The sequence below is a fragment of the Aminobacter sp. 01T433 genome, assembly GCF_056398585.1.
The window spans coordinates 20,199-41,543 of record NZ_JBFTPR010000003.1; the positions used below are offsets into that span (position 1 = coordinate 20,199).

Genomic DNA, 21,345 nt, shown 5'->3' on the forward strand with positions numbered 1-21,345 from the left:
ACTTACCTCTATTTCAGTTCTGGAGATGAGCCGCGCTGACTTTGGTCAGTTCGCGCGAATAGGGATCGACAAGCGCGCCGCGCTTGAGCTGGTCGACATCGGCGATCTCGACGATACGGCCGTGGCGCATGACGGCAAGGCGGTCGCACAGGAACGAGACGACCGGCAGATTGTGCGTGACCATCAGATAGGTCAGCCCCTGCTCGCGGCGCAGGCGCTTGAGCAGGTTGAGAATTTCCGCCTGCACCGACACGTCGAGCGCCGAAGTCGGCTCGTCGAGCAAAAGCATCTTGGGCTTGAGGATCAGGGCGCGCGCAATCGCCACGCGCTGGCGCTGGCCGCCCGAAAGCTGGTGGGGAAAACGAAACCGGAAGCGGCGGTCGAGACCGACCGACTGCATCACTTCGTCGACGCGGGCACCGCTGTCGCCGATGCCGTGGATGGTAAGCGGCTCGCTGAGCGTGGCGTCAACTGTCTTGCGCGGATGCAGCGAACCGTAAGGGTCCTGGAACACCATTTGGCAATGCTTGGCAAAACCACGGTCGATGCCATGGCTGCGCGGCTCGCCGAAGACCGAGATGGAGCCTGTCCAGCTCTTGGCCATGCCGGCAATCGCCTTGAGTACTGTGGTCTTGCCCGAGCCGCTCTCGCCAACCAGCGCGAAGCTCTCGCCCTCGGCGACCTTGAAACCAATGCCGTGGGTGACCTTCGAATCGCCGTAGGAGATGTCGAGATTGTCGATCGCCAGCGCGCTCATGTCGAAGCCCCAGTACGTTCGAGGACAGGAAGCTCGTCGCGGCTTTCGTCGATGCGCGGGATCGAGGCGAGCAGACCGCGCGTATAGGGATGCTTGGCGTTCTTGAGCTCGCCGGCATTGCACTGCTCGACCACCTCGCCGCTGCGCATCACCAGGATGCGGTCGCAATAGGCCGAGACGAGGTCGAGGTCATGGCTGATCAGGATCAGGCCCATGCCCTTGCGCTTGACCAGATCGTCGATGATCTCAAGCACCTGGGCCTGCACGGAGACATCGAGCGCCGATGTCGGTTCGTCGGCGATCAACAAGTCGGGCTCGGGGATCAGCATCATGGCAATCATGACACGCTGGCCCATGCCGCCCGAAACCTCGTGCGGGTAGAGCCCTAGCACGCGCTCCGGATCGTTGATGCGCACGGCTTCCAGCATGGCGAGCGTGCGGTTGCGGATGTCGCTGCGGCCAAGCTTCTGATGGGTCAGAAGGGCTTCCGCGATCTGGTCGCCGATGGTCATGACCGGGTTGAGCGAGAATTTCGGATCCTGCATGACCATCGAAATGCGGGCGCCGCGAATGGCGCGCATCTGTTTTTCAGACAGCGACAAAAGGTTGGTGCCGTTGAAGCTCATTTCGTCGGCGGTAATCCTGCCGGGCGAGCGGATGAGCCGCAGGATCGCGCGGCCGGTCATCGACTTGCCAGAGCCGCTCTCGCCAACGATGCCGAGTCGTTCGCGGCCAAGCGTCAGCGACAGGCCCTTGACCACGTCCACCGGGCCACGGGCCGTCGGGAACGTGACCTTCAGATTACGGATTTCAAGCAGCGCGCTCATTGCCGATCTCCATGCTTGGGATCAAGCACATCGCGCAGGCCGTCACCGAGGAAGCAGAAACCCAGGCTGACGATGACGATGGCAAAGCCTGGCATTGTCGCCACCCACCACTGGTCGAGGATGAACGAGCGACCGCGCGAGATCATGGCGCCCCACTCAGGAAGCGGCGGTTGCGCACCAAGGCCGATGAAGCCGAGGCCTGCGGCGGTCAGGATGATGCCGGCCATGTCGAGCGTGACGCGGATGATCATCGAAGACGTGCACAGCGGCAGGATGTGATTGACGATGACACGGAACGACGAGGCGCCCTGCAGCTCGACCGCAGCGACGAATTCGGAGTTGCGGATCGTCAGCGTCTCGGCCCTGGCGATGCGGGCATAGCCCGGCCAGGTGGCGATCGCGATGGCGATGATGGCGTTCTGAATGCCGGGTCCAAGGGCCGCGACGAAAGCCAGAGCCAGGATCAGCTTGGGCATCGAAAGGAAAATATCGGTGATGCCCATCAGGATACGGTCGGTCCAGCCGCCGAAATAGCCGGCAACGGCACCGATGATCAGCCCGACTGGTGCCGCAAGCACTGCAACCAGCGCCACGATCATCAGCGTGATGCGCGCGCCGTAAACGACGCGGCTCCAGATGTCGCGACCGAGCTCGTCGGTGCCCATCCAGTTGTCCCAGCTCGGCGGCTTGAGCCGCATGGCGAGATCCTGGCCGATCGGCGAATGGGTCGCGATCCAGGGCGCAAACAGCGCCACCAGGACGAGCGTCAGCACGATGACCGCGCCGACCATGGCCAGAGGATTGCGTGCCAGAGCGCGGGTCAGCCGGTAGCTGCGGCCAAGCCGGGCCTGCAGGCGCGAGGACGGCGAATCGTCGAGAAGCCAGTCGCGTGTCGTCGCCATCAGCGTGCCCTCGGGTCGAGGACGCGGTAGAGCACGTCCGAAATCTTGTTGATGCCGATGAAGACAGCACCGATCACCAGCGTGGAACCCAGGACGGCGTTCATGTCCGCGTTGAGCAATGCCGTGGTCAGGTAGTTGCCGATGCCGGGCCAGGAAAACACCGTCTCGATCATCACCGAGCCTTCAAGCAGGCCGGCGTAAGACAGGCCGATGACGGTGATCAGCGGCACGAGGATCGGCCGGAAGGCATGGCGCCACAGCACCAGCCGCTCGGAAACGCCCTTCACCCGCGCGGTGGTGACATATTCCTGCGCCAGCTGGTCGAGCATGAAGGAGCGCGTCATGCGGGCAATGTAGGCCAGGCTGAAGAAGCCGAGCACCGCAGCAGGCAGCGCGATATGGGTCAAGGCGTTGAAGAAGATTTCGGTTTCGCCGGCAAGCAGGGAGTCGATCAGGACGAGCCCGGTAACGGGCGGCACAATACCATCATAAAAGATGTCGAGCCGGCCAGGTCCGCCAACCCATTGCAGCTTGGCGTAAAACAGCGCCAGACCGACAAGGCCGAGCCAGAAGGCCGGGATCGAATAGCCGAGCAGACCAACGACGCGGATAACCTGGTCGAGCAGGCTGCCCTGACGGCTTGCCGCGTAGACACCCATCGGCACACCGAGCAGCACGCCGATCATGATGCCAAGCGTCGCCATCTCCAGCGTTGCCGGGAAAACCCGCTTGAGGTCTTCGACAACGGGCTTGCCAGTGGAGACCGACATGCCGAGGTCGCCGGTCAGGACATTGCCGACATAGTGGAAGAACTGGACGATCAGAGGCTTGTCGAGCCCCATCTCGATGCGTGCGGCCTCATAGACAGCGCGTGGGGCGCGGTCGCCGACAACGGCAAGCACCGGATCGATCGGCACGACGCGGCCGATGAAGAAGGTTATGGCAAGGAGGCCGAGGAAGGTGAACGCGATGGCGACCAGGAAGCCCAGCACGCCTTTTACTGTTTTCCAGGCGTGCCGCGCATTGCGCGAGGAGCCGCCGGGCCCTGCTGGAAGCGCCTGTACGGCGGAGTCGGTTTCTGATGCCACGCGGTCTTTGTTCCCACCACCTCTGGCGCGCCGGCGATGCGGCACGGATGTCTTCTGTCGCTCAAAATTCCGCTTGGACTATACAAATAATTTTGCTTAGATCAAAAAAATTTTGATGGGAGCAAAAAAGCGTGTCCTCGGAGGCCAGCAAAAACGCGGCATCGATGCAGCCCAAAGTGGGCGCGCTGATCCGTGCGCGCCGCCGCAAGCTGTCGATGACACTGCAGGAATTGTGTGACGCCGCAGGCATTTCGGTCGGTTACCTCAGCCAAGTGGAGCGCGATCATGCCACCCCTTCGCTTGGCACGCTCGCCCAAATCGCACGTAGCCTCGATGTAGGTGTGGATTACTTCATCGCCACGCCCAGCATGGAGGACGGGCTGACCCGTTCGGCCGAACGCAACCGATTCTCCGTCGACGGCTCGTCGATCGTCTACGAGCGCATCGCCGCCGACTTCACCGGCAACGTCCTGTCTTCTTTCGTCCTCAACGTGCCACCGGGCTATCGCTCCGAGACTGTCAGCCATGAAGGCGAGGAAATCCTGTTCATTCTCGAGGGCTCGATTACCCAGCGCCTCGAGGACCAGGAGATGGAACTTTCGGCTGGCGACAGCCTGCATTTCCGCGGCAATAGTCCGCATTCATGGTCCAACGACACTGACAAGTTCGCGCGCATGCTCTGGACCGGCACCCTGCCGATGTTCAGGTCACGCACGGAGCATCCGGCCCTGCGCGGTTCAAGGGCCGAAGAGACAACAACGGGAACCAAAAAGGAGAGAAAATGATGAAACTGTTCAAGGCCGCGCTGCTTGCAGCGGCGCTGGCGATGCCGATGACGCCTGGAATGAGCCTGGCAGCGACACCGGCGGGCGTGCTCGTGGTGGCGCAGAACATCGACGACATCGTCAGCATCGACCCGGCAGAGGCTTACGAGTTCTCGTCGGGCGAATATGTCGCCCAGACCTATGACCGTCTGGTCCAGTATGATGCCACCGACACCAAGACGCTGGCAGCTGGCCTGGCCAAGGAATGGACCGCCGACGACGCCAACAAGACCATTACCTTCACGCTGCGCGACGGCGTCAAGTTCACCTCCGGCAACCCGCTGCGCGCCGAAGACGTCGTCTATTCGTTCAAGCGCGTCATCGTGCTCAACAAGGCACCGGCCTTCATCCTGACCCAGCTCGGCTGGACCCCGGAAAACATCGATTCCATGGTCAAGGCCGACGGCAACAAGGTCGTGCTCAAGTATGAAGGCGACTTCGCTTCGGCCTTCGTGCTCAACGTCCTTGCAGCTCGTCCGGCTTCCGTAGTTGACGCAGTGACGCTTCAGGCCAACGAAGCCAATGGCGACATGGGCAATGGCTGGCTGAAGTCCAACTCGGCTGGCACCGGCCCGTTCGTGCTCAAGGCGTTCCGCCCTGGCGAAATCATCAACCTCGCCGCCAACCCCGACTATTTCAACGGCGCACCTGAAATCAAGGGCGTCATCATTCGCCACGTCGCTGAAGCCGCGACCCAGCAGCTGCTGCTGGAATCGGGTGACGTCGACATGGCCAAGAACCTGACGTCGGACCAGATCGCAACGATCGCCGGCAAGGACACGCTGGTCACCGAGACCTATCCGCAGGCCGCCGTGCACTTCTTGAGCTTCAACCAGAAGGACGCAGCCCTGCAGCCGGAAGCCGTGTGGGATGCCGCGCGCTACCTCGTCAACTACAAGGGCATGACCGACACCTTCCTGAAGGGCCAGATGCAGACGCATCAGGCGTTCTGGCCGTCGGGTTTCCCCGGCTCGCTCGACGAGACGCCCTATACGTACGATCCGGCCAAGGCCAAGCAGATCCTGGCTGATGCCGGCATCAAGACCCCGATCAACGTCACGCTCGACGTCATCAACTCAACGCCGTTCACCGACATGGCGCAGTCGCTGCAGGCAAGCTTCGCCGAGGCCGGCATCAACTTCAACATCGTCCCGGGCACCGGCTCGCAGGTGATCACCAAGTACCGTGCCCGCACCCATGAGGCGATGCTGCTCTACTGGGGCCCCGACTTCATGGACCCGCACTCCAACGCCAAGGCATTTGCCTACAACGAAGACAACTCCGACGACCACTACCAGTCGACCACCACATGGCGGAATGGCTGGGCCGTGCCGGAAGAGCTGAACAAGGCAACCAAGGCGGCACTTGCCGAGCCTGACCAGGCAAAACGCAACGCCATGTATGTCGACCTTCAGAAGAAAGTGCAGGAGAAGTCGCCGATCGTCATCATGTTCCAGGCCGCGACCCAGGTGGCGCGGGCGAAGAACGTCGAAGGCTACGTCAACGGCGCGACCTCAGACTTCGTTTACTACCGCCTCGTCAAGAAGAACTGACGAACCTACAGCTACCGGGACCGCTCACGCGGGCGGTCCCATTCCCTCCCCCTCCCCAACACCAAGAAGGTAGAGACAATGTACGAAGAGCGGATGGCGCGGCTGCGCGAGCGCATGGCTGAAACCGGGACCGACCTTGTGGTCGTCGGCCCCTCTTCGCACCTTGTCTGGCTTGCCGGCATGTCGCCACATGGCGACGAGCGCCCGGTGCTGCTGATCGTCGCCAAGGACCATGCCGGCTTCCTGATGCCCGGACTCAATGTCGACAGCCAGCGCCCCTATACCAAGCTGCCGTTCTATCCCTGGAGCGACGCGGACGGCCCCGGTGCAGCACTTGCCAAGCTGCTCAAGGATTGCGGCGCTGAGCGTGGCAACCTCAAGATCGCGCTTGACGAAACCATGCGCGCCGATTTCGCGCTTTTGGTCATCGACGCCTTGCCAGGTGCCAAGCGTGGCTTCCTCACCGATACAGTGAGCTTCCTGCGCGGCCAGAAGGACGAGGCCGAATACGCGCTGCTCAAGATGAACGCCGTGCTCAATGACGGCGCCATGAAGGCCGGCTTCGCAGCCCTCAAGGAAGGCGTGACCGAGCTGGAAGTGGCGCAGGCCATCCGCGACTTCTACGCCGCCAATGGCGCCAAGCCGGAGTTCACCAGCGTCTGCTTCGGCGAGAACGGCGCCTTCCCGCATCACCACACCGGCGGTCGCAAGCTCAAGGCCAACGAGGCCGTGCTGATCGACATCGGCGGCCGCAAGGACGGCTACCCCTCCGACATGACGCGGGTCGGCGTGTTCGGTGAGAAGCCGGAAGGCTTCGATGAGGTTCATGGCGTTCTGGAGCGCGCCGTGCAGGCAGCGATCGCCGCCGCCAAGCCGGGTGTCGCCGCCAAGGAGGTCGACAAGGCCGCGCGCGACGTCATCGCAGCCGCAGGCTATGGCGACTTCTTCCTGCATCGCACGGGTCACGGCCTCGGCATAGATATCCACGAGCCGCCTTACATCACCGGTACGTCGGAGACGATCCTGACTGAAGGCAACGTCTTTTCGATCGAACCGGGTATCTATCTGCAGGGCCGTTTTGGGCTCAGGCTTGAAGAGATCGTGATCCTGCGCGGCAATCGTGCGGAAGTGCTGTCCGATCTGCCGCGCGAAGCGTTCCGCGTGAAGGCCTGACCACGCTGGGCGGGCAGCCTGGCGGCACCGCCCAGCAAACTATTATCGCATCATCTCGAGGGGCCGCGGTCTGACCGCGGCCCCTCTTTGTTTTGGTGCGTGCTTTGCGGTTCGCTTTCGCTTTTGCTCAGCTACCGCACAAAAAAGAAAAGCCGGGCGAACCCGGCTTTTCACACATTACATCGGCTGCAGAGCGATCAGTTGACCGCGTCCTTGAGGCCTTTGCCAGCCGAGAACTTCGGTACCGTGCGAGCCGGGATCTTCACTTCGGCGCCGGTCTGCGGGTTGCGGCCAGTCGACTCTGCGCGCTGCGACACGGTGAAATTTCCGAAACCGACAAGCCGGACGTCGCCGCCGTTCTTCAGTTCGCCGGTGATGACGGAAAAAACAGCGTCGACAGCGGACTGCGCGTCACCCTTGGAGAGCTTGGAAGCCTCGGCGACGGCGGACACTAGTTCGTTCTTGTTCATTCAAATTCCCTTCCATGAGAAAACCGGGACATAAGACTCAGCCGGTAGGACACGGACTGTAGAAAAAAGCACAGCCACAACCAAGTCGAAAAGGCTCACAAAGCCCGGAATTCCGGGGTTTTTCACATGAAAAAGCCGGGCGCGTGCCCGGCTTTTTCATTTTTCAACGCAACTTTAGATGCGACTTAATGAGCAAAGCCCTTACCGGCATCGTCGCCAGCATCCGACTTGGATGCGGGCACGTCGACCGGCTCAGTCCATTCGATCGGCTCGGGCATGCGCACGAGGGCGTGCTTGATCACTTCGCCCATGCGGCTGACCGGGATAATCTCCATGCCGCTCTTCACGTTTTCCGGAATATCCGCCAGATCCTTGGCGTTTTCTTCCGGGATCAGCACCTTCTTGATGCCGCCGCGAAGCGCTGCAAGCAGCTTCTCCTTGAGGCCGCCGATCGGCAGCACACGACCACGCAAGGTGATCTCGCCCGTCATCGCAATGTCGGCCTTGACCGGGATGCCGGTCATTACCGACACGATCGCGGTCGCCATTCCAACGCCGGCCGAAGGGCCATCCTTGGGCGTAGCACCCTCCGGCACGTGCACGTGGATGTCGCGCTTGTCGAACAGCGGCGGCTCGATGCCGAAATCGATGGCGCGGCTGCGGACATAAGATGCCGCCGCCGAGATCGACTCCTTCATGACTTCACGCAGGTTGCCGGTGACGGTCATGCGGCCCTTGCCGGGCATCATCACGCCTTCGATCGTCAGCAACTCGCCGCCGACCTCGGTCCAGGCAAGGCCCGTGACCACGCCGACCTGATCGTCGGCCTCGACCTGGCCGTAGCGATAACGCGGCACGCCGAGATACTCGTCCAAGTTGGCGGCGGTGACCTTCACCGACTTCTTCTTGGTCTTGATGATCTCGGTGACCGCCTTGCGCCCAAGCTTCATCAGCTCGCGCTCAAGGCTACGGACACCTGCTTCACGCGTGTAGGTCTGGACGATGCCGCGGATCGCATCCTCGGAGACAGAGAACTCCTTCGGCTGCAAGGCATGATCCCTCATGACCTTGGTCATGAGATGCCGCTTGGCGATCTCGACCTTCTCGTCTTCGGTGTAGCCGGCGATACGGATGATCTCCATGCGGTCCATCAAGGGCGCAGGAATGTTCAGCGTATTCGCCGTCGTCACGAACATCACGCTCGAAAGGTCGTATTCGACCTCCAGATAGTGGTCCATGAACGTTGCGTTCTGTTCCGGATCGAGCACCTCGAGCAGCGCCGACGACGGGTCACCACGGAAGTCCTGGCCCATCTTGTCGATCTCGTCGAGCAGGAAGAGCGGGTTGGACTTCTTGGCCTTCTTCATCGACTGGATGACCTTGCCGGGCATCGAGCCGATATAGGTGCGGCGGTGACCGCGGATCTCGGCCTCGTCACGCACGCCGCCGAGCGCCATGCGCACGAACTCACGGCCGGTCGCCTTGGCGATCGACTTGCCGAGCGAGGTCTTGCCAACGCCGGGAGGGCCAACGAGGCACAGGATCGGGCCCTTCAGCTTCTTCTGGCGGCTCTGCACGGCGAGATACTCAACGATACGGTCCTTGACCTTGTCGAGGCCGTAGTGGTCGGTGTCGAGCACCTGCTGGGCAAAGTTCAGGTCCTGCTTGACCTTGGAATTCTTGCCCCACGGGATCGACAGGATCCAGTCGAGATAGTTGCGCACGACGGTGGCTTCAGCCGACATCGGCGACATCGAGCGCAGCTTCTTCAACTCGGCGTCCGCCTTTTCGCGGGCCTCCTTGGAAAGCTTCGTCTTCTTAATGCGCGCCTCAAGTTCGGCGGACTCGTCGCGGCCGTCCTCGCCTTCGCCGAGCTCCTTCTGGATCGCCTTCATCTGCTCGTTGAGGTAGTACTCGCGCTGGGTCTTCTCCATCTGCCGCTTGACGCGGCTGCGGATGCGCTTTTCCACCTGCAGGACGGAGATCTCGGCTTCCATGAAGCCCATGGCCTTCTCGAGCCGTTCCTTGACGGACAGCGTGCCGAGCATTTCCTGCTTCTCGGTGATCTTGATGGCGAGATGCGAGGCCACCGTATCGGCGAGCTTGGAATAATCGTCGATCTGGCTGGCAGCACCAACCACTTCGGGCGAGATCTTCTTGTTCAGCTTGACGTAGTTTTCGAAGTCGGAAACCACCGAACGCGAAAGCGCCTCAACCTCGACCGCTTCCTCCTCCGGCTCGCTCAGGATGAGAGCGTGGGCCTCGTGGAAGTCGGACTTGTCGGTGAAGGACTGAATCTTGGCGCGCGTCGTGCCTTCGACCAGCACCTTGACGGTGCCGTCCGGCAGCTTCAGCAGCTGCAACACATTGGCGAGCGTGCCGATGTCGTAGATGGCGCCCGGCTCGGGATCGTCGTCGGCGGCATTCATCTGGGTCGCAAGCAGGATCTGCTTTTCCTGACCCATCACCTCTTCCAGAGCCTTGATCGACTTTTCACGTCCCACAAACAGCGGGACGATCATGTGCGGGAACACGACGATGTCGCGTAACGGCAGGACCGCGAAGGTACCTTCGCTGGAAGAGCGGGATATTTTGGCCATTGTCCAACCTTTCATATCGCGGCCGCGCAGGGCCAACCGCGAATCTCATATTAACGACCATGGACGGTTCCGCCTACCGCCGATTACCGCGCGGCATTACAGCACGAAAGCCAACCCATCGCCTCTTCTCCGTTAGTTGGAGGTTCGCCGGGTAAACATCAAGGCCGAACACGCTGCCGTGTAGCAAGCCGGTACGCAAAACCTCCAAACGCCAAACGGCGCCGCTGGGGCGCCGTCGCTGGAGCGGTTCAAAGGGAAACTGCCAGGGCTTTAGGCGCTGACGTTGCCCTTCATTTCCTTCTGCTCGGAGTAGATGTAGAGCGGCCTGGCACTGCCGGTCACCACCTCTTCCGAAATCACCACTTCCTGGACGCCTTCGAGGGCCGGAAGCTCAAACATCGTGTCGAGCAGGATCGCTTCCATGATCGAACGCAGGCCGCGTGCGCCGGTCTTGCGCTCGATCGCACGCTTGGCGATCGCCGACAGCGCGTTCTCGTGGAAGGTGAGATCGACATTTTCCATCTCGAACAGGCGCTGGTACTGCTTGACCAGAGCGTTCTTCGGCTCGGTCAGGATCTGGATCAGCGCGGGCTCGTCCAAATCCTCAAGCGTCGCCAAAACAGGCAGACGGCCGACGAACTCGGGGATCAGGCCAAATTTCAGCAAATCCTCCGGCTCGACGAGGCGGAAGACTTCACCGCTGCGCCGGTCTTCAGGCGAAGCCACTGTGGCGCCGAAGCCGATCGAGGTCTTGCGGCCGCGATCCGAAATGATCTTGTCGAGGCCGGCAAAGGCGCCGCCGCAGATGAACAAGATGTTGGCGGTGTCGACCTGCAGGAACTCCTGCTGCGGGTGCTTGCGGCCGCCCTGAGGCGGCACGGAGGCGACAGTGCCTTCCATGATCTTCAGCAATGCCTGCTGGACGCCCTCGCCCGACACGTCGCGGGTGATCGAGGGGTTGTCCGACTTGCGCGAGATCTTGTCGATTTCGTCGATGTAGACGATGCCGCGCTGTGCGCGTTCGACATTGTAGTCGGCCGACTGCAGCAGCTTGAGGATGATGTTTTCGACGTCCTCGCCGACATAACCGGCTTCGGTGAGCGTCGTTGCGTCCGCCATGGTAAACGGCACGTCGATGATGCGGGCAAGCGTCTGCGCAAGCAGCGTCTTGCCGCAGCCGGTCGGGCCGATCAGCAGGATGTTCGACTTCGACAGCTCCACGTCGTTGCTTTTGCTGGCATGCGCTAAGCGCTTGTAGTGGTTGTGGACGGCCACCGACAGCACGCGCTTGGCGTAGGGCTGACCAATGACATAGTCGTCCAGAACCTTGAGGATTTCCTGCGGCGTCGGCACGCCCTCGCGCGACTTCACCATCGAGGTCTTATTTTCCTCGCGGATGATGTCCATGCACAGTTCGACGCACTCATCGCAGATGAAGACGGTCGGACCGGCTATGAGTTTGCGTACCTCATGCTGGCTCTTGCCGCAGAACGAGCAATAGAGCGTGTTCTTGGAGTCGCCGCCGCCGTTGCTGACCTTGCTCATCTTGTCCAAGTCCTTTCACTGCCGCCCGGCCGAACGTTTGGCTTTCGGGCGCATATGCAATCTAACGACGGACGCCGCCACCGCCATTCCCTGGCCGCCGCAACGAGCTCCGCAAACTCACATTCCACAAGTCGCTGCAACGAGTCGCGCCACCCTTGAACAACGCTAAGCCGTCGAAGCTCAACGCAGCCTTAACGTAGGCCGACGCTTTCGCTGTGGGAACAGCAAAATGTGTCCGAAATGCCGCAGGGCACCTCAAAAAAGCGAGATGTGACCCCTGACGGCAGGTCGAAGCGTCCAATCACGAAGCGGTAGCACCCTCAACCGGGTCGCGGCTTGCGATCACCTTGTCGATCAAACCAAAGTCGCGCGCCTCGTCCGCAGTCATGAAATGGTCGCGGTCGAGCGTCTTTTCAATGAGCTCGTAGTCCTTGCCGGTGTGCTTGACATAGATCTCGTTGAGACGGCGCTTGAGCTTGACGATGTCCTGGGCGTGACGCTCGATATCCGAGGCCTGGCCCTGGAAGCCACCCGAAGGCTGGTGCACCATGATGCGGGCGTTGGGCGTGGCAAAACGCATGTCCTTTTCGCCGGCGCACAGCAGCAGCGAGCCCATCGAGGCGGCCTGGCCAATGCACAACGTCGAAACCGCCGGCTTGATGAACTGCATGGTGTCGTAGATCGCCATGCCCGAGGTCACCACGCCGCCGGGCGAGTTGATGTAGAGATTGATCTCTTTTTTCGGGTTCTCTGCTTCGAGGAACAGAAGCTGGGCGCAGACCAGCGTTGCCATGCCATCTTCAACCGGGCCGGTGATGAAGATGATGCGCTCCTTGAGGAGGCGCGAGAAAATATCATAGGCGCGCTCGCCTCTGTTGGTCTGCTCGACCACCATCGGAACGAGGTTCATGTATGTTTCGACGGGGTTCTTCATCGACTATCCCTTTTTCGTGATGGGATTCCGGCGCCGGATGGGCAGAATCGGTTCAGAGGCTTTGCCTTGTAATTAGGATGCCACCTTAGCGTTGCGCAAGGCCAGTAAGGGCGCTTGATTTCAGCTACCGCTAACTTTCGCAGCGGGAGCTGGCAGGTCAGCACTGGAACTTTCCGCAACTGCTGCGGTAATGAATGCGACCAAACGATGCCCGTCAGTCATAGCGGGCAAGGACAACGACCGAGCCTGAGATCATGGCCAACTAATTCGAGAGCCCATTTCGCACATATTTTGGAAAGTGCAGCGATCATGATCGAAGCCAAGGATCACGAGACGATCGAGTTCTACTCGAACGAGGCGGAAGCCTACACCACGCGGGGCGTAGCGGCGAGCGAGCGCCATCTCCGCAGCTTCATGGCGCGCCTACCGGCAGGTGGCCGCGTGCTAGAACTCGGCTGCGGCGCTGGACAGGACAGTGAAGCCATGCTGGCCAGCGGGTTCGACGTCATACCGACTGACGGCACCCCCGAGATCGCGGCCGCCGCCGCGAAACGCCTCGGACGGCCGGTCAAAGTGCTTCTCTTCGAAGACATCGACGAAAAGGAAAGTTACGTCGGCGTATGGGCCAACGCCTGCCTGCTGCACGTGCCACGCGAGCAACTGCCGTCGATCATTGGTCATGTGCACGCAGCACTCAAGCCGGATGGGGTGTTCTACGCCAGTTTCAAGGCGGGCAAGGCGGAAGGCCGGGATCGCTTCGGCAGGTACTACAACTACCCCTCTCCTGAATGGCTAATGCAGGCCTATCGAGCCGACCGCTGGAACTCGCTGGAGATCCAAGAAGAAACCGGCGGCGGCTATGACGGCTTGCCGACTGACTGGCTCCATGTCGTCGCCACCAAGGCTGAATAATTCGCACCCAATGGAATGTCCGTGATGAATGAACCAACTCAAGCAAACAAGCACTGGTCGAAGGTGGAGTATCTCCACGAGACCGTCAGCAACCCGAATATCCATATTCGGGGCACACGCAGCTATTACAGCGATGCCTGGTCGGGTTCGTTCGAACAAAGCGTAGTGCGTTATCTCTACGGCGACGACTACAGCCGCAAGGCGTGGGAACCCGCCTGGCCCATCGACCAGTTGCACGTTGGCGACTATGTCTGCATTGGCGCGGAGGCGGTGATCCTGCTCGGCGGCAACCACACGCACAGGACTGACTGGTTCAGCCTCTACCCCTTCCCCGAGTTCATCGTCGACGCCTATGCCGGCAAGGGCGACACGGTCATCGGCGACGGCGCCTGGATCGGCATGCGCGCCATGATCATGCCCGGCGTCACCATTGGCGAAGGCGCCATCATAGCCTCCGGAGCTATCGTGACAAAGAACGTCGCGCCCTACACGGTCGTGGCGGGCAATCCGGCCGCGCCGATCAAGACCCGCTTCCCGGATGCCGTGGCAGACAAGCTGCTCGCGCTGAAGGTCTACGACTGGCCGACAGACAAGTTCGAGGCGCTGAAACCTTTGCTTTGCGCAAGCGACATCAACGCCCTCGCCATCGCTTCAGTACGGTATGACGAAGCGCGCCCCGGCAAGGGAACGCATTGAACAACAATGCTTATGCTAGCTGGCTGCGCTAGAGCCGTCAGCGCAGCCAACGCTCGATGCGATCCATTGCCTCGGCCATGTCGTCATGGCTGCCGGCATAAGAGAACCTGATATAGCGGTGGCCGGCGAGCGTATCGAAGTCCCTGCCGGGCGTTGCCGCGACATGTGCTTCGGCCAGCATGCGGCCGGCAAATTCCATGCTGTCATTGGTCAGGCGCGAGACGTCGCAGAAGGCGTAGAACGCGCCGTCCATGGGGGCCGCGAAGCTGAAGCCCAGTTCAGGTAGCCGCTTGGCCAGAAGTTCGCGGTTCCAGGCGTAGCGCGCCTTGATGACCTCGAGTTCGTCGGTGACGTTGAACGCTTCGATGGCCGCGACCTGCGAAAGTTCGGGCGCCGAGATGTACAGCGATTGCGCGATGCGCTCGACCGGCCTGACCAGGCGCTCGGGCAGCACCATCCAGCCAATGCGCCAGCCGGTCATGCAGTAATATTTGGAGAAGGAGTTGATGACCGTGACATCGTCATCATAGGCGAGTGCCGTCAGGTCGGGCGCGCCATAAGCCAGTCGGTGGTAGATTTCGTCCGAAATCACCGCGATTCCCAGTTCCCTTGCCGTGTCGATCAGCGCCTTGAGATCGCCTGCAGGCACCACAGCCCCGGTCGGATTGGCCGGGCTCGCAAACAGCACGCCCTTGAGCGGCTTTTGCCGATGGGCTTCACGCAGGTGCTCGGCATGAAGGAAGGCAGAGCCATCGAGTTCGATCTCAACGACGTCGAGGCCGAGCGCGCCCATGATGTTGCGATAGGCGGGATAACCTGGAGCAGCGATCGCCACCCGGTCACCGGCATCGAACATGGCGAGGAACGCAAGATTGAAGGCCGCCGACGAGCCGGTGGTGACAGCGATTCGCGAAACCGGCACGTCGATGCGGTAATGTTCGGCATAATGGGCCGAAATCGCCTTGCGCAGTTCGGCGAGCCCGAGCGAGTCGGTGTAGCCGATGCGCCCGACCTTGAGTGCCCCAGCCGCAGCGTCACGTACCCGTTGCGGTGCAGGATCGGACGGCTGGCCGACCGCCATCGAAATGACCGGCGCCCCCAAGGCCTTGAGCCTGTTGGCTTCTGCCAGAATGTCCATCGCATGGAACGGCTCAACTTCGCCGCGCCGTGAAATCGCTACCGCCATGTTCGTTCACTCTTCCTGCCGTACATAAGGCAATGCGCCGCACAAATGCCTGATTGATATGGGGATCACAAGTTGATGAGATTTCTCAGCCTGTCTTTTCACAGCCCGACGGCTCGTTTACGAGTGTTTCCCGCTATGCAGAGCTTCAATAACCTTTCGCGTTTCATCGCAAGATCAACGCGCGCGGTCACCGCGCTTGCGCTCTCGGCCGGGCTCGCGCTCGGATCGACGGGCACGGCGCATGCGCAGGGCGTGCCGATCGTCCGCGATGCCGAAATCGAGGCCTTGGTGCGCGATTACGCGCGACCTATCCTCAAGGCTGCGGGGCTCGGCAACTCGAACATCAACATCGTGCTCGTCAACGACCCGGCTTTCAACGCCTTCGTTGCAGGCCGGCGCATTTTCATCAACACCGGCACTCTGATGACATCGGAGACGCCGAACGAAGTCATCGGCGTTCTCGCGCACGAAGCCGGTCACATCGCCGGCGGCCACCAGGAACGGTTGCGCGACCAGCTGGCACGCGCCCAGACCATGGCGATCGTCGCGGCGCTGCTTGGCGCGGGTGCCATGGTTGCAGGTGCTGCAACCGACACCAAAGGCATGGGTGCTGCGGGTGCTGGCGTCATTGCAGGCGGTTCCGAAATGGCCCGGCGCAGCCTGCTCGGCTACCAGCGCTCGGAAGAAGCGACCGCCGACCGCTCGGCGATCACCTATCTCAATGCCACCGGCCAGTCGGCGCAAGGCATGCTGAAGACCTTCCAACGCTTCCAGACCGCATTGTCGCTGTCGGGCGCACGGGTCGACCCCTATCAGGTCAGCCACCCGATGCCGCGCGATCGTATCGCCAATCTCGAAACGCTGGCGCATGCCAGCCCCTATTTCGACAAGACCGATCCGGAAGCCCTGCAGCTGCGCCACGACATGGCGCGGGTGAAGATCGCGGTCTACACACAAGGCCAGGCCGCCGCCTCGCGCCTGTTGCGCAAGGATCCGGGCGGGCTTGCCAGCCGCTATGGCGATGCGCAGGCGACCTATCTGTTCGGCGATTTGCGCTCGGCACTTTCCAAGACCGACGCGCTGATCAAGTCGCAGCCCAAGAACGCCTATTTCCAGGAATTGCGCGGCGACATCCTGATGAAGTCCAACAAGCCGGCAGCCGCAGCAGAAGCCTATGCCACCGCGGTGCGGCTCGATCCGGCCAATTCGGGCATCCTGCCGATCGCGCTCGGCCAGGCATATCTCGCCATAGGCACGCCCGACGCGCTGAAGAAGGCTGTGGTGGAAGCACGCAAGGGCCTCGACCGCGACCGCGAAAACGCCGCCGGCTACCGCTATCTGGCACAGGCCTATGGCATGCTCGGCGACGTCGCGGATGCCGATCTGGCCACTGCCGACGGCCATTACTACAGCGGCGCCTATCAGGACGCCAAAATCTTTGCGATGCGTGCGCAAATGAAGCTCAAGCGCGGTTCGCCGGGCTGGGTGCGCGCCCAGGACATCATCAATTACAAGCAGCCGGGCAAGAAGAAATGAACCTTCGCACGGCGGCAGGCGACATAGCCAAGAGGGCTGGAGACTAGGACCATGAAAAAAGCAATTCTTCTCGGCACAACAGGCATCGCCGTCGCCTTTGCCATGCTGGCTTTCGGCTACATCGCCGGCACTCCCGGCACGGCACATGCCGAAACTGCCCAGCCGGCTGCAGTCACTGCCGCAGGTAACCTCGACAAGAAGCAGGTCGAAACCATTGTGCGCGAATACCTGCTCGACAACCCCGAACTGCTGCTCGAAATGCAAGGTGCGCTCGAAGCCAAGCAGAAGGAAGAGCAGCGCGTCGCCCATGTCGAGGTGATCAAGCAGAGCAAGGACGAGATCTTCAACTCGGCCTTCGACGGGATCGTCGGCAATCCCAACGGCAAGACCACCATCGTCGAGTTCTACGACTACAATTGCGGCTACTGCAAACGCGCCCAGGCAGACATGACTGCCCTGACCAAGGCGAACCCGGACTTGCGCTTCGTGCTCAAGGAATTCCCGATCCTCGGTCCGGATTCGCAGAAGGCCCATGTCGTTTCGATGGCCTTCCGCAAGCTGATGCCGGAGAAGTTCGGCGAATTCCATGACAAGCTTATCGGCGGCGAAGGCCGTGCGGGCGAAGACAACGCCATCAAGATCGCCATCGGGCTGGGCGCAAACGAAGCCAAACTGCGCGAAGCGATGAACGATCCGGCGATCGACGAAGCCTTCAACCGCACCTACGAGCTTGCCAATAAACTGCAGATCAGCGGTACGCCGTCCTATGTCGTGGGCAACGAAGTCATCTTCGGTGCGCTCGGCCAGGATGTGCTGGCCGAGAAGATCGCCGAGGCCAAGGCCTGCCAGGCCGATTCCACCTGCTGAACAGGTTTGTTCAGCGCGAGCCGTTGTGGACAGCGCAAGAAGTCGCTTGCGCTCTTTTCGCGACGGCTTATGCCGATTATAGAGGGTCCGCCGCGCCAGAGAGGATCTGGCGGGTGGAAGGGTCTGTACATTGAAAACGATTTTCGTCCTCAACGGTCCGAACCTTAATATGCTGGGCAAACGCGAGCCCGGCATTTATGGCGGCAAGACCTTGGCCGACATCGAGGCCGACTGCCAGGCGGCAGCCGCTTCGCTGGGGCTGACGGTCGACTTTCGCCAATCGAACCATGAGGGCGATCTGGTCGACTGGATTCACGAGGCTGGCGAAAAAGCTGCCGGCATCATCTTGAATGCAGGCGCCTATACCCACACCTCGATCGCGCTGCAGGACGCCATTCGTGCCGTCTCGCCGTTGCCGGTCGCCGAGGTGCACCTTTCCAACATCCACGCCCGCGAGCCATTCCGCCATAAATCGATGGTGGCGCCGGTGGCGGTGGGCATGATCTGCGGCTTCGGGCCGCTCGGATATACGCTGGCGCTTCAGGCGCTGGCCGCCCGGCTCTGACCGGAAACAGGAAGAGAAAAGGCTTGAACATGGCGACGAAGAAGACAGACGGTGTTGACCAGCAGCTCGTCCGCGACCTCGCAGGAATCCTGAACGACACCAACCTGACCGAGATCGAAGTCGAACTCGGCGACCTCAAGGTGCGCGTCTCGCGCCAGACGCAGGCCGTTCATGCGGTCGCAGCACCAATGATGGCAGCACCCGCGGCAGTGAATTCGACGCCGGTCGCGGCAGTCGCCGCCCCTGCCGTCGTCGACATCTCCAAGAACGCCGTGCCCTCGCCGATGGTGGGCACCGTCTACCTCGCGCCGTCGCCCGACGCCAAGCCGTTCATCGAGGTTGGCTCGGTGGTCAAGGAAGGCCAGACGCTGCTGATCATCGAAGCCATGAAGACGATGAACCAGATTCCCGCGCCGCGCTCCGGCACGGTCACAGCGATCCTCATCGAAGACGCGCAGCCTGTCGAATACGGCATGCCGCTCGTCGTCGTCGAATGAGCCGGAAGGCTGCGCGCATGTTTCAGAAAATCCTTATCGCCAATCGCGGCGAAATCGCGCTTAGAGTGCTGCGCGCGGCCAAGGAACTCGGCATCCAGACGGTTGCCGTGCACTCCACCGCCGACGCCGACGCCATGCATGTGCGCCTTGCCGACGAAAGCGTCTGCATTGGCCCGCCGCCGTCGCGCGACAGCTATCTCAACATCCACCAGATCGTCGCGGCCTGCGAAATCACCGGTGCGGACGCTGTCCACCCCGGCTACGGCTTCTTGTCGGAGAACGCCAAGTTCGCCGACATACTGGCCGCCCACAACATCACCTTCATCGGTCCCTCGGGTGACCATATCCGCATCATGGGCGACAAGATCGAAGCCAAGCGCACCGCAAAGCGCCTGGGCATCCCGGTCGTTCCCGGTTCGGAAGGCGCTGTCAGCGACGAGAAGGAAGCCAAGCGCGTTGCCGCCGAGATCGGCTATCCGGTCATCATCAAGGCGTCCGCCGGCGGTGGTGGCCGCGGCATGAAGGTTGCGCTCACAGAGGCTGACCTTGAAGTTGCGCTGCAGACTGCGCGCACCGAAGCCGGTGCGGCCTTCGGCGACGACGCCGTCTATATCGAGAAGTATCTGCAGAAGCCGCGGCATATCGAAGTCCAGATCTTCGGCGACGGTGCTGGCAAGGGCGTCCATCTCGGCGAGCGCGATTGCTCGCTGCAGCGCCGTCACCAGAAGGTCTGGGAAGAAGCCAATTCGCCTGCCCTCAACGCGGAAGAACGCTCGCGCATCGGCAATATCTGCGCCAAGGCGGTGGCAGACCTCGGCTATTCTGGCGCAGGCACCATCGAGTTCCTCTACGAGAATGGCGAGTTCTATTTCATCGAGATGAACACCCGCCTTCAGGTCGAGCACACGATCACTGAAGCGATCACCGGCATCGACCTCGTGCACGAGCAGATCCGCGTCGCCTCCGGTGGCGGCCTGTCGGTCACGCAGGACGATATCCGCTTCCATGGCCATGCCATCGAATGCCGCATCAACGCCGAGGATCCGCGTACGTTTGTGCCCTCGCCCGGCACGATCACGCATTTCCACACACCTGGCGGTCTCGGCATCCGCGTCGATTCGGGCGTCTATTCCGGCTACAAGATCCCGCCCTACTACGACAGCCTGATCGGCAAGCTGATCGTGCATGGCCGCAACCGCGTCGAATGCATGATGCGTCTGCGCCGCGCGCTCGACGAATTCGTGGTAGATGGTATCAAGACGACGTTGCCGCTGTTTCGTGAACTCGTCGGCAACCCCGACATCGCAAATGGCGACTACGATATCCATTGGTTGGAAAAACATCTCGCGAAAGGCGAGTAGACTGGGGGTCGCATGACCCGTCCTTATGCGCCCGGCTACAGCATACCCACGGACCTTCTGCTGAAGGCCTATGCGTCGGGCGTATTTCCCATGGCCGAGAGTGCGTCGGATCCGGAGGTTTTCTGGGTCCGACCCGAGACACGCGGCATCATCCCCTTCGATTCCTTCCATGTGCCCCACAGCCTTGCCAAGAAAATACGGCAAGGCCATTTTGAAATCCGTTTCGACAGCGACTTCGAGGCGGTCATAGACGCTTGTGCAGAGCGGCGCTCGGGGCGTTTGTCGACCTGGATCAACGCCCCTATTCGCGAAGCCTACACGCACCTCCACCGCATCGGTCACGCGCACTCGGTCGAGGCGTGGCGCGACGGCAATCTGGTCGGGGGGCTCTATGGCGTGTCGCTGGGCCGTTCCTTCTTCGGCGAAAGCATGTTTTCACGCGAGACCGACGCTTCGAAGGTCTGCCTCGTTCATCTTGTCGAGCGGCTCAAGCAGCGCGGCTTCCTGCTGCTCGATACACAATTCACCACCGACCATTTGAAACGTTTCGGAGCGGTCGACGTACCGCGCGACAAATACGAAAAGATGCTGGCCAAAGCACTTGTCGGCGAAGCCACGTTCTCGCCCTAGTCCAGGCTGCGTCAGCTCTTGGCGGTTTCCGGCTTGGTCGGTGCATGCGCATGAAACATCATCTTCCAACCCTGAAGCCGGTGCACGTAACCTGAACTGACGAGCGCTGAATACGGTTCGCCGTTTTCGCGGATTGCCTTGGCCTCATAGGTCAGCATGGCGATATCGTTGCCGGGCTGGACGATGCCTTGCAGCTTCATCTCCAGGTTCCGCCAGCGGCTAGGCTTGCTGGCGGTCGCGGCAATTTCGGCATTGCTCATCACACCGGCCATATCGGGAAAGGCGACGAGGCACTCCTTGTCGGCGTGTTCGGCAAAGAAATCCTGATTACCGGTCCAGAATGCCCGTTCGAGTTCGAGCAGTTCGTCGCGATTGACGGTCACGGCACGATCCTCCGTTGGCGTTGTTGACAAGGACAAACG

At 61.4% G+C, this 21,345-nt stretch carries 21 protein-coding genes; 11 read left to right on the top strand and 10 right to left on the bottom strand.

Going from position 1 to position 21,345, the window contains the following annotated elements:
* Positions 1-13: 13 nt before the first annotated feature.
* Genes AC1DLV_RS05350 through AC1DLV_RS05365 form a run of 4 tightly spaced genes read right to left on the bottom strand, consistent with a single transcriptional unit; the run spans position 14 to position 3,478 of the window.
* Positions 14-757, bottom strand: coding sequence for an ABC transporter ATP-binding protein (locus AC1DLV_RS05350; protein WP_476798545.1), 744 nt, complete (start codon positions 755-757; stop codon positions 14-16).
* Complete coding sequence (locus tag AC1DLV_RS05355; protein ID WP_476798546.1) at positions 754-1,584, bottom strand: ABC transporter ATP-binding protein; 831 nt, start codon at positions 1,582-1,584, stop codon at positions 754-756. The genes AC1DLV_RS05350 and AC1DLV_RS05355 overlap by 4 nt, the downstream gene beginning before the upstream one ends.
* Complete coding sequence (locus AC1DLV_RS05360) at positions 1,581-2,486, bottom strand: ABC transporter permease (RefSeq protein WP_476798547.1); 906 nt, start codon at positions 2,484-2,486, stop codon at positions 1,581-1,583. The genes AC1DLV_RS05355 and AC1DLV_RS05360 overlap by 4 nt, the downstream gene beginning before the upstream one ends.
* Positions 2,486-3,478 carry an ABC transporter permease gene (locus AC1DLV_RS05365; protein WP_476783599.1) on the bottom strand — a complete coding sequence of 331 codons (993 nt, stop codon included), beginning with the start codon at positions 3,476-3,478 and terminating at the stop codon, positions 2,486-2,488. Before AC1DLV_RS05365 ends, AC1DLV_RS05360 begins: the two co-directional genes overlap by 1 nt.
* 260 nt (positions 3,479-3,738) lie before the next feature.
* On the opposite strand from AC1DLV_RS05365, the gene AC1DLV_RS05370 reads away from it, so the two are divergent.
* The 3 genes from AC1DLV_RS05370 to AC1DLV_RS05380 all read left to right on the top strand — a co-directional run bounded on the left by AC1DLV_RS05370 (position 3,739) and on the right by AC1DLV_RS05380 (position 7,124).
* Positions 3,739-4,359, top strand: coding sequence for a helix-turn-helix domain-containing protein (locus AC1DLV_RS05370; protein ID WP_476798548.1), 621 nt, complete (start codon positions 3,739-3,741; stop codon positions 4,357-4,359).
* Positions 4,359-5,951, top strand: a complete 1,593-nt coding sequence (locus AC1DLV_RS05375; RefSeq protein ID WP_476798549.1) for an ABC transporter substrate-binding protein — start codon at positions 4,359-4,361, stop codon at positions 5,949-5,951. Before AC1DLV_RS05370 ends, AC1DLV_RS05375 begins: the two co-directional genes overlap by 1 nt.
* Before the next feature lie 78 nt (positions 5,952-6,029).
* Complete coding sequence (locus AC1DLV_RS05380) at positions 6,030-7,124, top strand: M24 family metallopeptidase (RefSeq protein ID WP_476798550.1); 1,095 nt, start codon at positions 6,030-6,032, stop codon at positions 7,122-7,124.
* Between the two features lie 197 nt (positions 7,125-7,321).
* Here AC1DLV_RS05380 and AC1DLV_RS05385 read toward each other — a convergent pair whose 3' ends face one another.
* The 4 genes from AC1DLV_RS05385 to AC1DLV_RS05400 all read right to left on the bottom strand — a co-directional run bounded on the left by AC1DLV_RS05385 (position 7,322) and on the right by AC1DLV_RS05400 (position 12,673).
* Entirely contained in the window at positions 7,322-7,594 is a 273-nt protein-coding gene (locus AC1DLV_RS05385) for an HU family DNA-binding protein (protein ID WP_476798551.1), read from the bottom strand.
* 185 nt (positions 7,595-7,779) lie between these two features.
* Positions 7,780-10,194, bottom strand: coding sequence for an endopeptidase La (gene lon / locus AC1DLV_RS05390; RefSeq protein WP_476798552.1), 2,415 nt, complete (start codon positions 10,192-10,194; stop codon positions 7,780-7,782).
* A 270-nt stretch (positions 10,195-10,464) separates the two neighbouring features.
* Complete coding sequence (clpX, locus tag AC1DLV_RS05395; protein WP_476787281.1) at positions 10,465-11,739, bottom strand: ATP-dependent Clp protease ATP-binding subunit ClpX; 1,275 nt, start codon at positions 11,737-11,739, stop codon at positions 10,465-10,467.
* A 301-nt stretch (positions 11,740-12,040) separates the two neighbouring features.
* Positions 12,041-12,673 carry an ATP-dependent Clp protease proteolytic subunit gene (locus AC1DLV_RS05400; protein ID WP_476784194.1) on the bottom strand — a complete coding sequence of 211 codons (633 nt, stop codon included), beginning with the start codon at positions 12,671-12,673 and terminating at the stop codon, positions 12,041-12,043.
* Positions 12,674-12,985: 312 nt separating this feature from the next.
* On the opposite strand from AC1DLV_RS05400, the gene AC1DLV_RS05405 reads away from it, so the two are divergent.
* Both AC1DLV_RS05405 and AC1DLV_RS05410 read left to right on the top strand, forming a co-directional pair.
* Entirely contained in the window at positions 12,986-13,585 is a 600-nt protein-coding gene (locus AC1DLV_RS05405; protein ID WP_476798889.1) for a class I SAM-dependent methyltransferase, read from the top strand.
* 24 nt (positions 13,586-13,609) lie between these two features.
* On the top strand, positions 13,610-14,281 hold the full coding sequence (locus AC1DLV_RS05410; protein ID WP_476798553.1) for a CatB-related O-acetyltransferase: 672 nt from the start codon (positions 13,610-13,612) through the stop codon (positions 14,279-14,281).
* A gap of 37 nt (positions 14,282-14,318) precedes the next feature.
* On the opposite strand, the gene AC1DLV_RS05415 is transcribed toward AC1DLV_RS05410, so the two are convergent.
* Positions 14,319-15,467 carry a pyridoxal phosphate-dependent aminotransferase gene (locus AC1DLV_RS05415; protein ID WP_476798554.1) on the bottom strand — a complete coding sequence of 383 codons (1,149 nt, stop codon included), beginning with the start codon at positions 15,465-15,467 and terminating at the stop codon, positions 14,319-14,321.
* A 135-nt stretch (positions 15,468-15,602) separates the two neighbouring features.
* Here AC1DLV_RS05415 and AC1DLV_RS05420 point away from each other — a divergent pair, with 135 nt between their 5' ends.
* From AC1DLV_RS05420 to aat, 6 genes are all read left to right on the top strand, one after another.
* Positions 15,603-17,003 carry a M48 family metalloprotease gene (locus AC1DLV_RS05420; protein WP_476798555.1) on the top strand — a complete coding sequence of 467 codons (1,401 nt, stop codon included), beginning with the start codon at positions 15,603-15,605 and terminating at the stop codon, positions 17,001-17,003.
* A 51-nt stretch (positions 17,004-17,054) separates the two neighbouring features.
* Positions 17,055-17,870 (top strand): DsbA family protein, encoded by an 816-nt coding sequence (locus AC1DLV_RS05425; protein ID WP_476798556.1) that lies wholly within the window; start codon positions 17,055-17,057, stop codon positions 17,868-17,870.
* 130 nt (positions 17,871-18,000) lie between these two features.
* Complete coding sequence (gene aroQ / locus AC1DLV_RS05430) at positions 18,001-18,435, top strand: type II 3-dehydroquinate dehydratase (RefSeq protein WP_476798557.1); 435 nt, start codon at positions 18,001-18,003, stop codon at positions 18,433-18,435.
* A gap of 29 nt (positions 18,436-18,464) precedes the next feature.
* Entirely contained in the window at positions 18,465-18,932 is a 468-nt protein-coding gene (gene accB, locus AC1DLV_RS05435; protein ID WP_476784203.1) for an acetyl-CoA carboxylase biotin carboxyl carrier protein, read from the top strand.
* A 17-nt stretch (positions 18,933-18,949) separates the two neighbouring features.
* Positions 18,950-20,293: an acetyl-CoA carboxylase biotin carboxylase subunit gene (accC, locus tag AC1DLV_RS05440; RefSeq protein WP_476789197.1), complete on the top strand. Its 1,344-nt coding sequence runs from the start codon at positions 18,950-18,952 to the stop codon at positions 20,291-20,293.
* Between the two features lie 12 nt (positions 20,294-20,305).
* Positions 20,306-20,923, top strand: a complete 618-nt coding sequence (gene aat, locus AC1DLV_RS05445; RefSeq protein WP_476798558.1) for a leucyl/phenylalanyl-tRNA--protein transferase — start codon at positions 20,306-20,308, stop codon at positions 20,921-20,923.
* Positions 20,924-20,934: 11 nt separating this feature from the next.
* On the opposite strand, the gene AC1DLV_RS05450 is transcribed toward aat, so the two are convergent.
* On the bottom strand, positions 20,935-21,306 hold the full coding sequence (locus tag AC1DLV_RS05450) for a hypothetical protein (protein WP_476798559.1): 372 nt from the start codon (positions 21,304-21,306) through the stop codon (positions 20,935-20,937).
* Positions 21,307-21,345 lie beyond the last annotated feature (39 nt).

What these genes read in the sequence shown, in the direction of transcription:
- AC1DLV_RS05350 (WP_476798545.1), bottom strand. Translation starts at nt 757, where the DNA reads ATGAGCGCGCTGGCGATCGACAATCTCGACATCTCCTACGGCGATTCG.
- AC1DLV_RS05355 (WP_476798546.1), bottom strand. Translation starts at nt 1,584, where the DNA reads ATGAGCGCGCTGCTTGAAATCCGTAATCTGAAGGTCACGTTCCCGACG.
- AC1DLV_RS05360 (WP_476798547.1), bottom strand. Translation starts at nt 2,486, where the DNA reads ATGGCGACGACACGCGACTGGCTTCTCGACGATTCGCCGTCCTCGCGC.
- AC1DLV_RS05370 (WP_476798548.1), top strand. Translation starts at nt 3,739, where the DNA reads ATGCAGCCCAAAGTGGGCGCGCTGATCCGTGCGCGCCGCCGCAAGCTG.
- AC1DLV_RS05375 (WP_476798549.1), top strand. Translation starts at nt 4,359, where the DNA reads ATGAAACTGTTCAAGGCCGCGCTGCTTGCAGCGGCGCTGGCGATGCCG.
- AC1DLV_RS05380 (WP_476798550.1), top strand. Translation starts at nt 6,030, where the DNA reads ATGTACGAAGAGCGGATGGCGCGGCTGCGCGAGCGCATGGCTGAAACC.
- AC1DLV_RS05385 (WP_476798551.1), bottom strand. Translation starts at nt 7,594, where the DNA reads ATGAACAAGAACGAACTAGTGTCCGCCGTCGCCGAGGCTTCCAAGCTC.
- lon (WP_476798552.1), bottom strand. Translation starts at nt 10,194, where the DNA reads ATGGCCAAAATATCCCGCTCTTCCAGCGAAGGTACCTTCGCGGTCCTG.
- clpX (WP_476787281.1), bottom strand. Translation starts at nt 11,739, where the DNA reads ATGAGCAAGGTCAGCAACGGCGGCGGCGACTCCAAGAACACGCTCTAT.
- AC1DLV_RS05400 (WP_476784194.1), bottom strand. Translation starts at nt 12,673, where the DNA reads ATGAAGAACCCCGTCGAAACATACATGAACCTCGTTCCGATGGTGGTC.
- AC1DLV_RS05410 (WP_476798553.1), top strand. Translation starts at nt 13,610, where the DNA reads ATGAATGAACCAACTCAAGCAAACAAGCACTGGTCGAAGGTGGAGTAT.
- AC1DLV_RS05415 (WP_476798554.1), bottom strand. Translation starts at nt 15,467, where the DNA reads ATGGCGGTAGCGATTTCACGGCGCGGCGAAGTTGAGCCGTTCCATGCG.
- AC1DLV_RS05420 (WP_476798555.1), top strand. Translation starts at nt 15,603, where the DNA reads ATGCAGAGCTTCAATAACCTTTCGCGTTTCATCGCAAGATCAACGCGC.
- AC1DLV_RS05425 (WP_476798556.1), top strand. Translation starts at nt 17,055, where the DNA reads ATGAAAAAAGCAATTCTTCTCGGCACAACAGGCATCGCCGTCGCCTTT.
- accB (WP_476784203.1), top strand. Translation starts at nt 18,465, where the DNA reads ATGGCGACGAAGAAGACAGACGGTGTTGACCAGCAGCTCGTCCGCGAC.
- accC (WP_476789197.1), top strand. Translation starts at nt 18,950, where the DNA reads ATGTTTCAGAAAATCCTTATCGCCAATCGCGGCGAAATCGCGCTTAGA.
- aat (WP_476798558.1), top strand. Translation starts at nt 20,306, where the DNA reads ATGACCCGTCCTTATGCGCCCGGCTACAGCATACCCACGGACCTTCTG.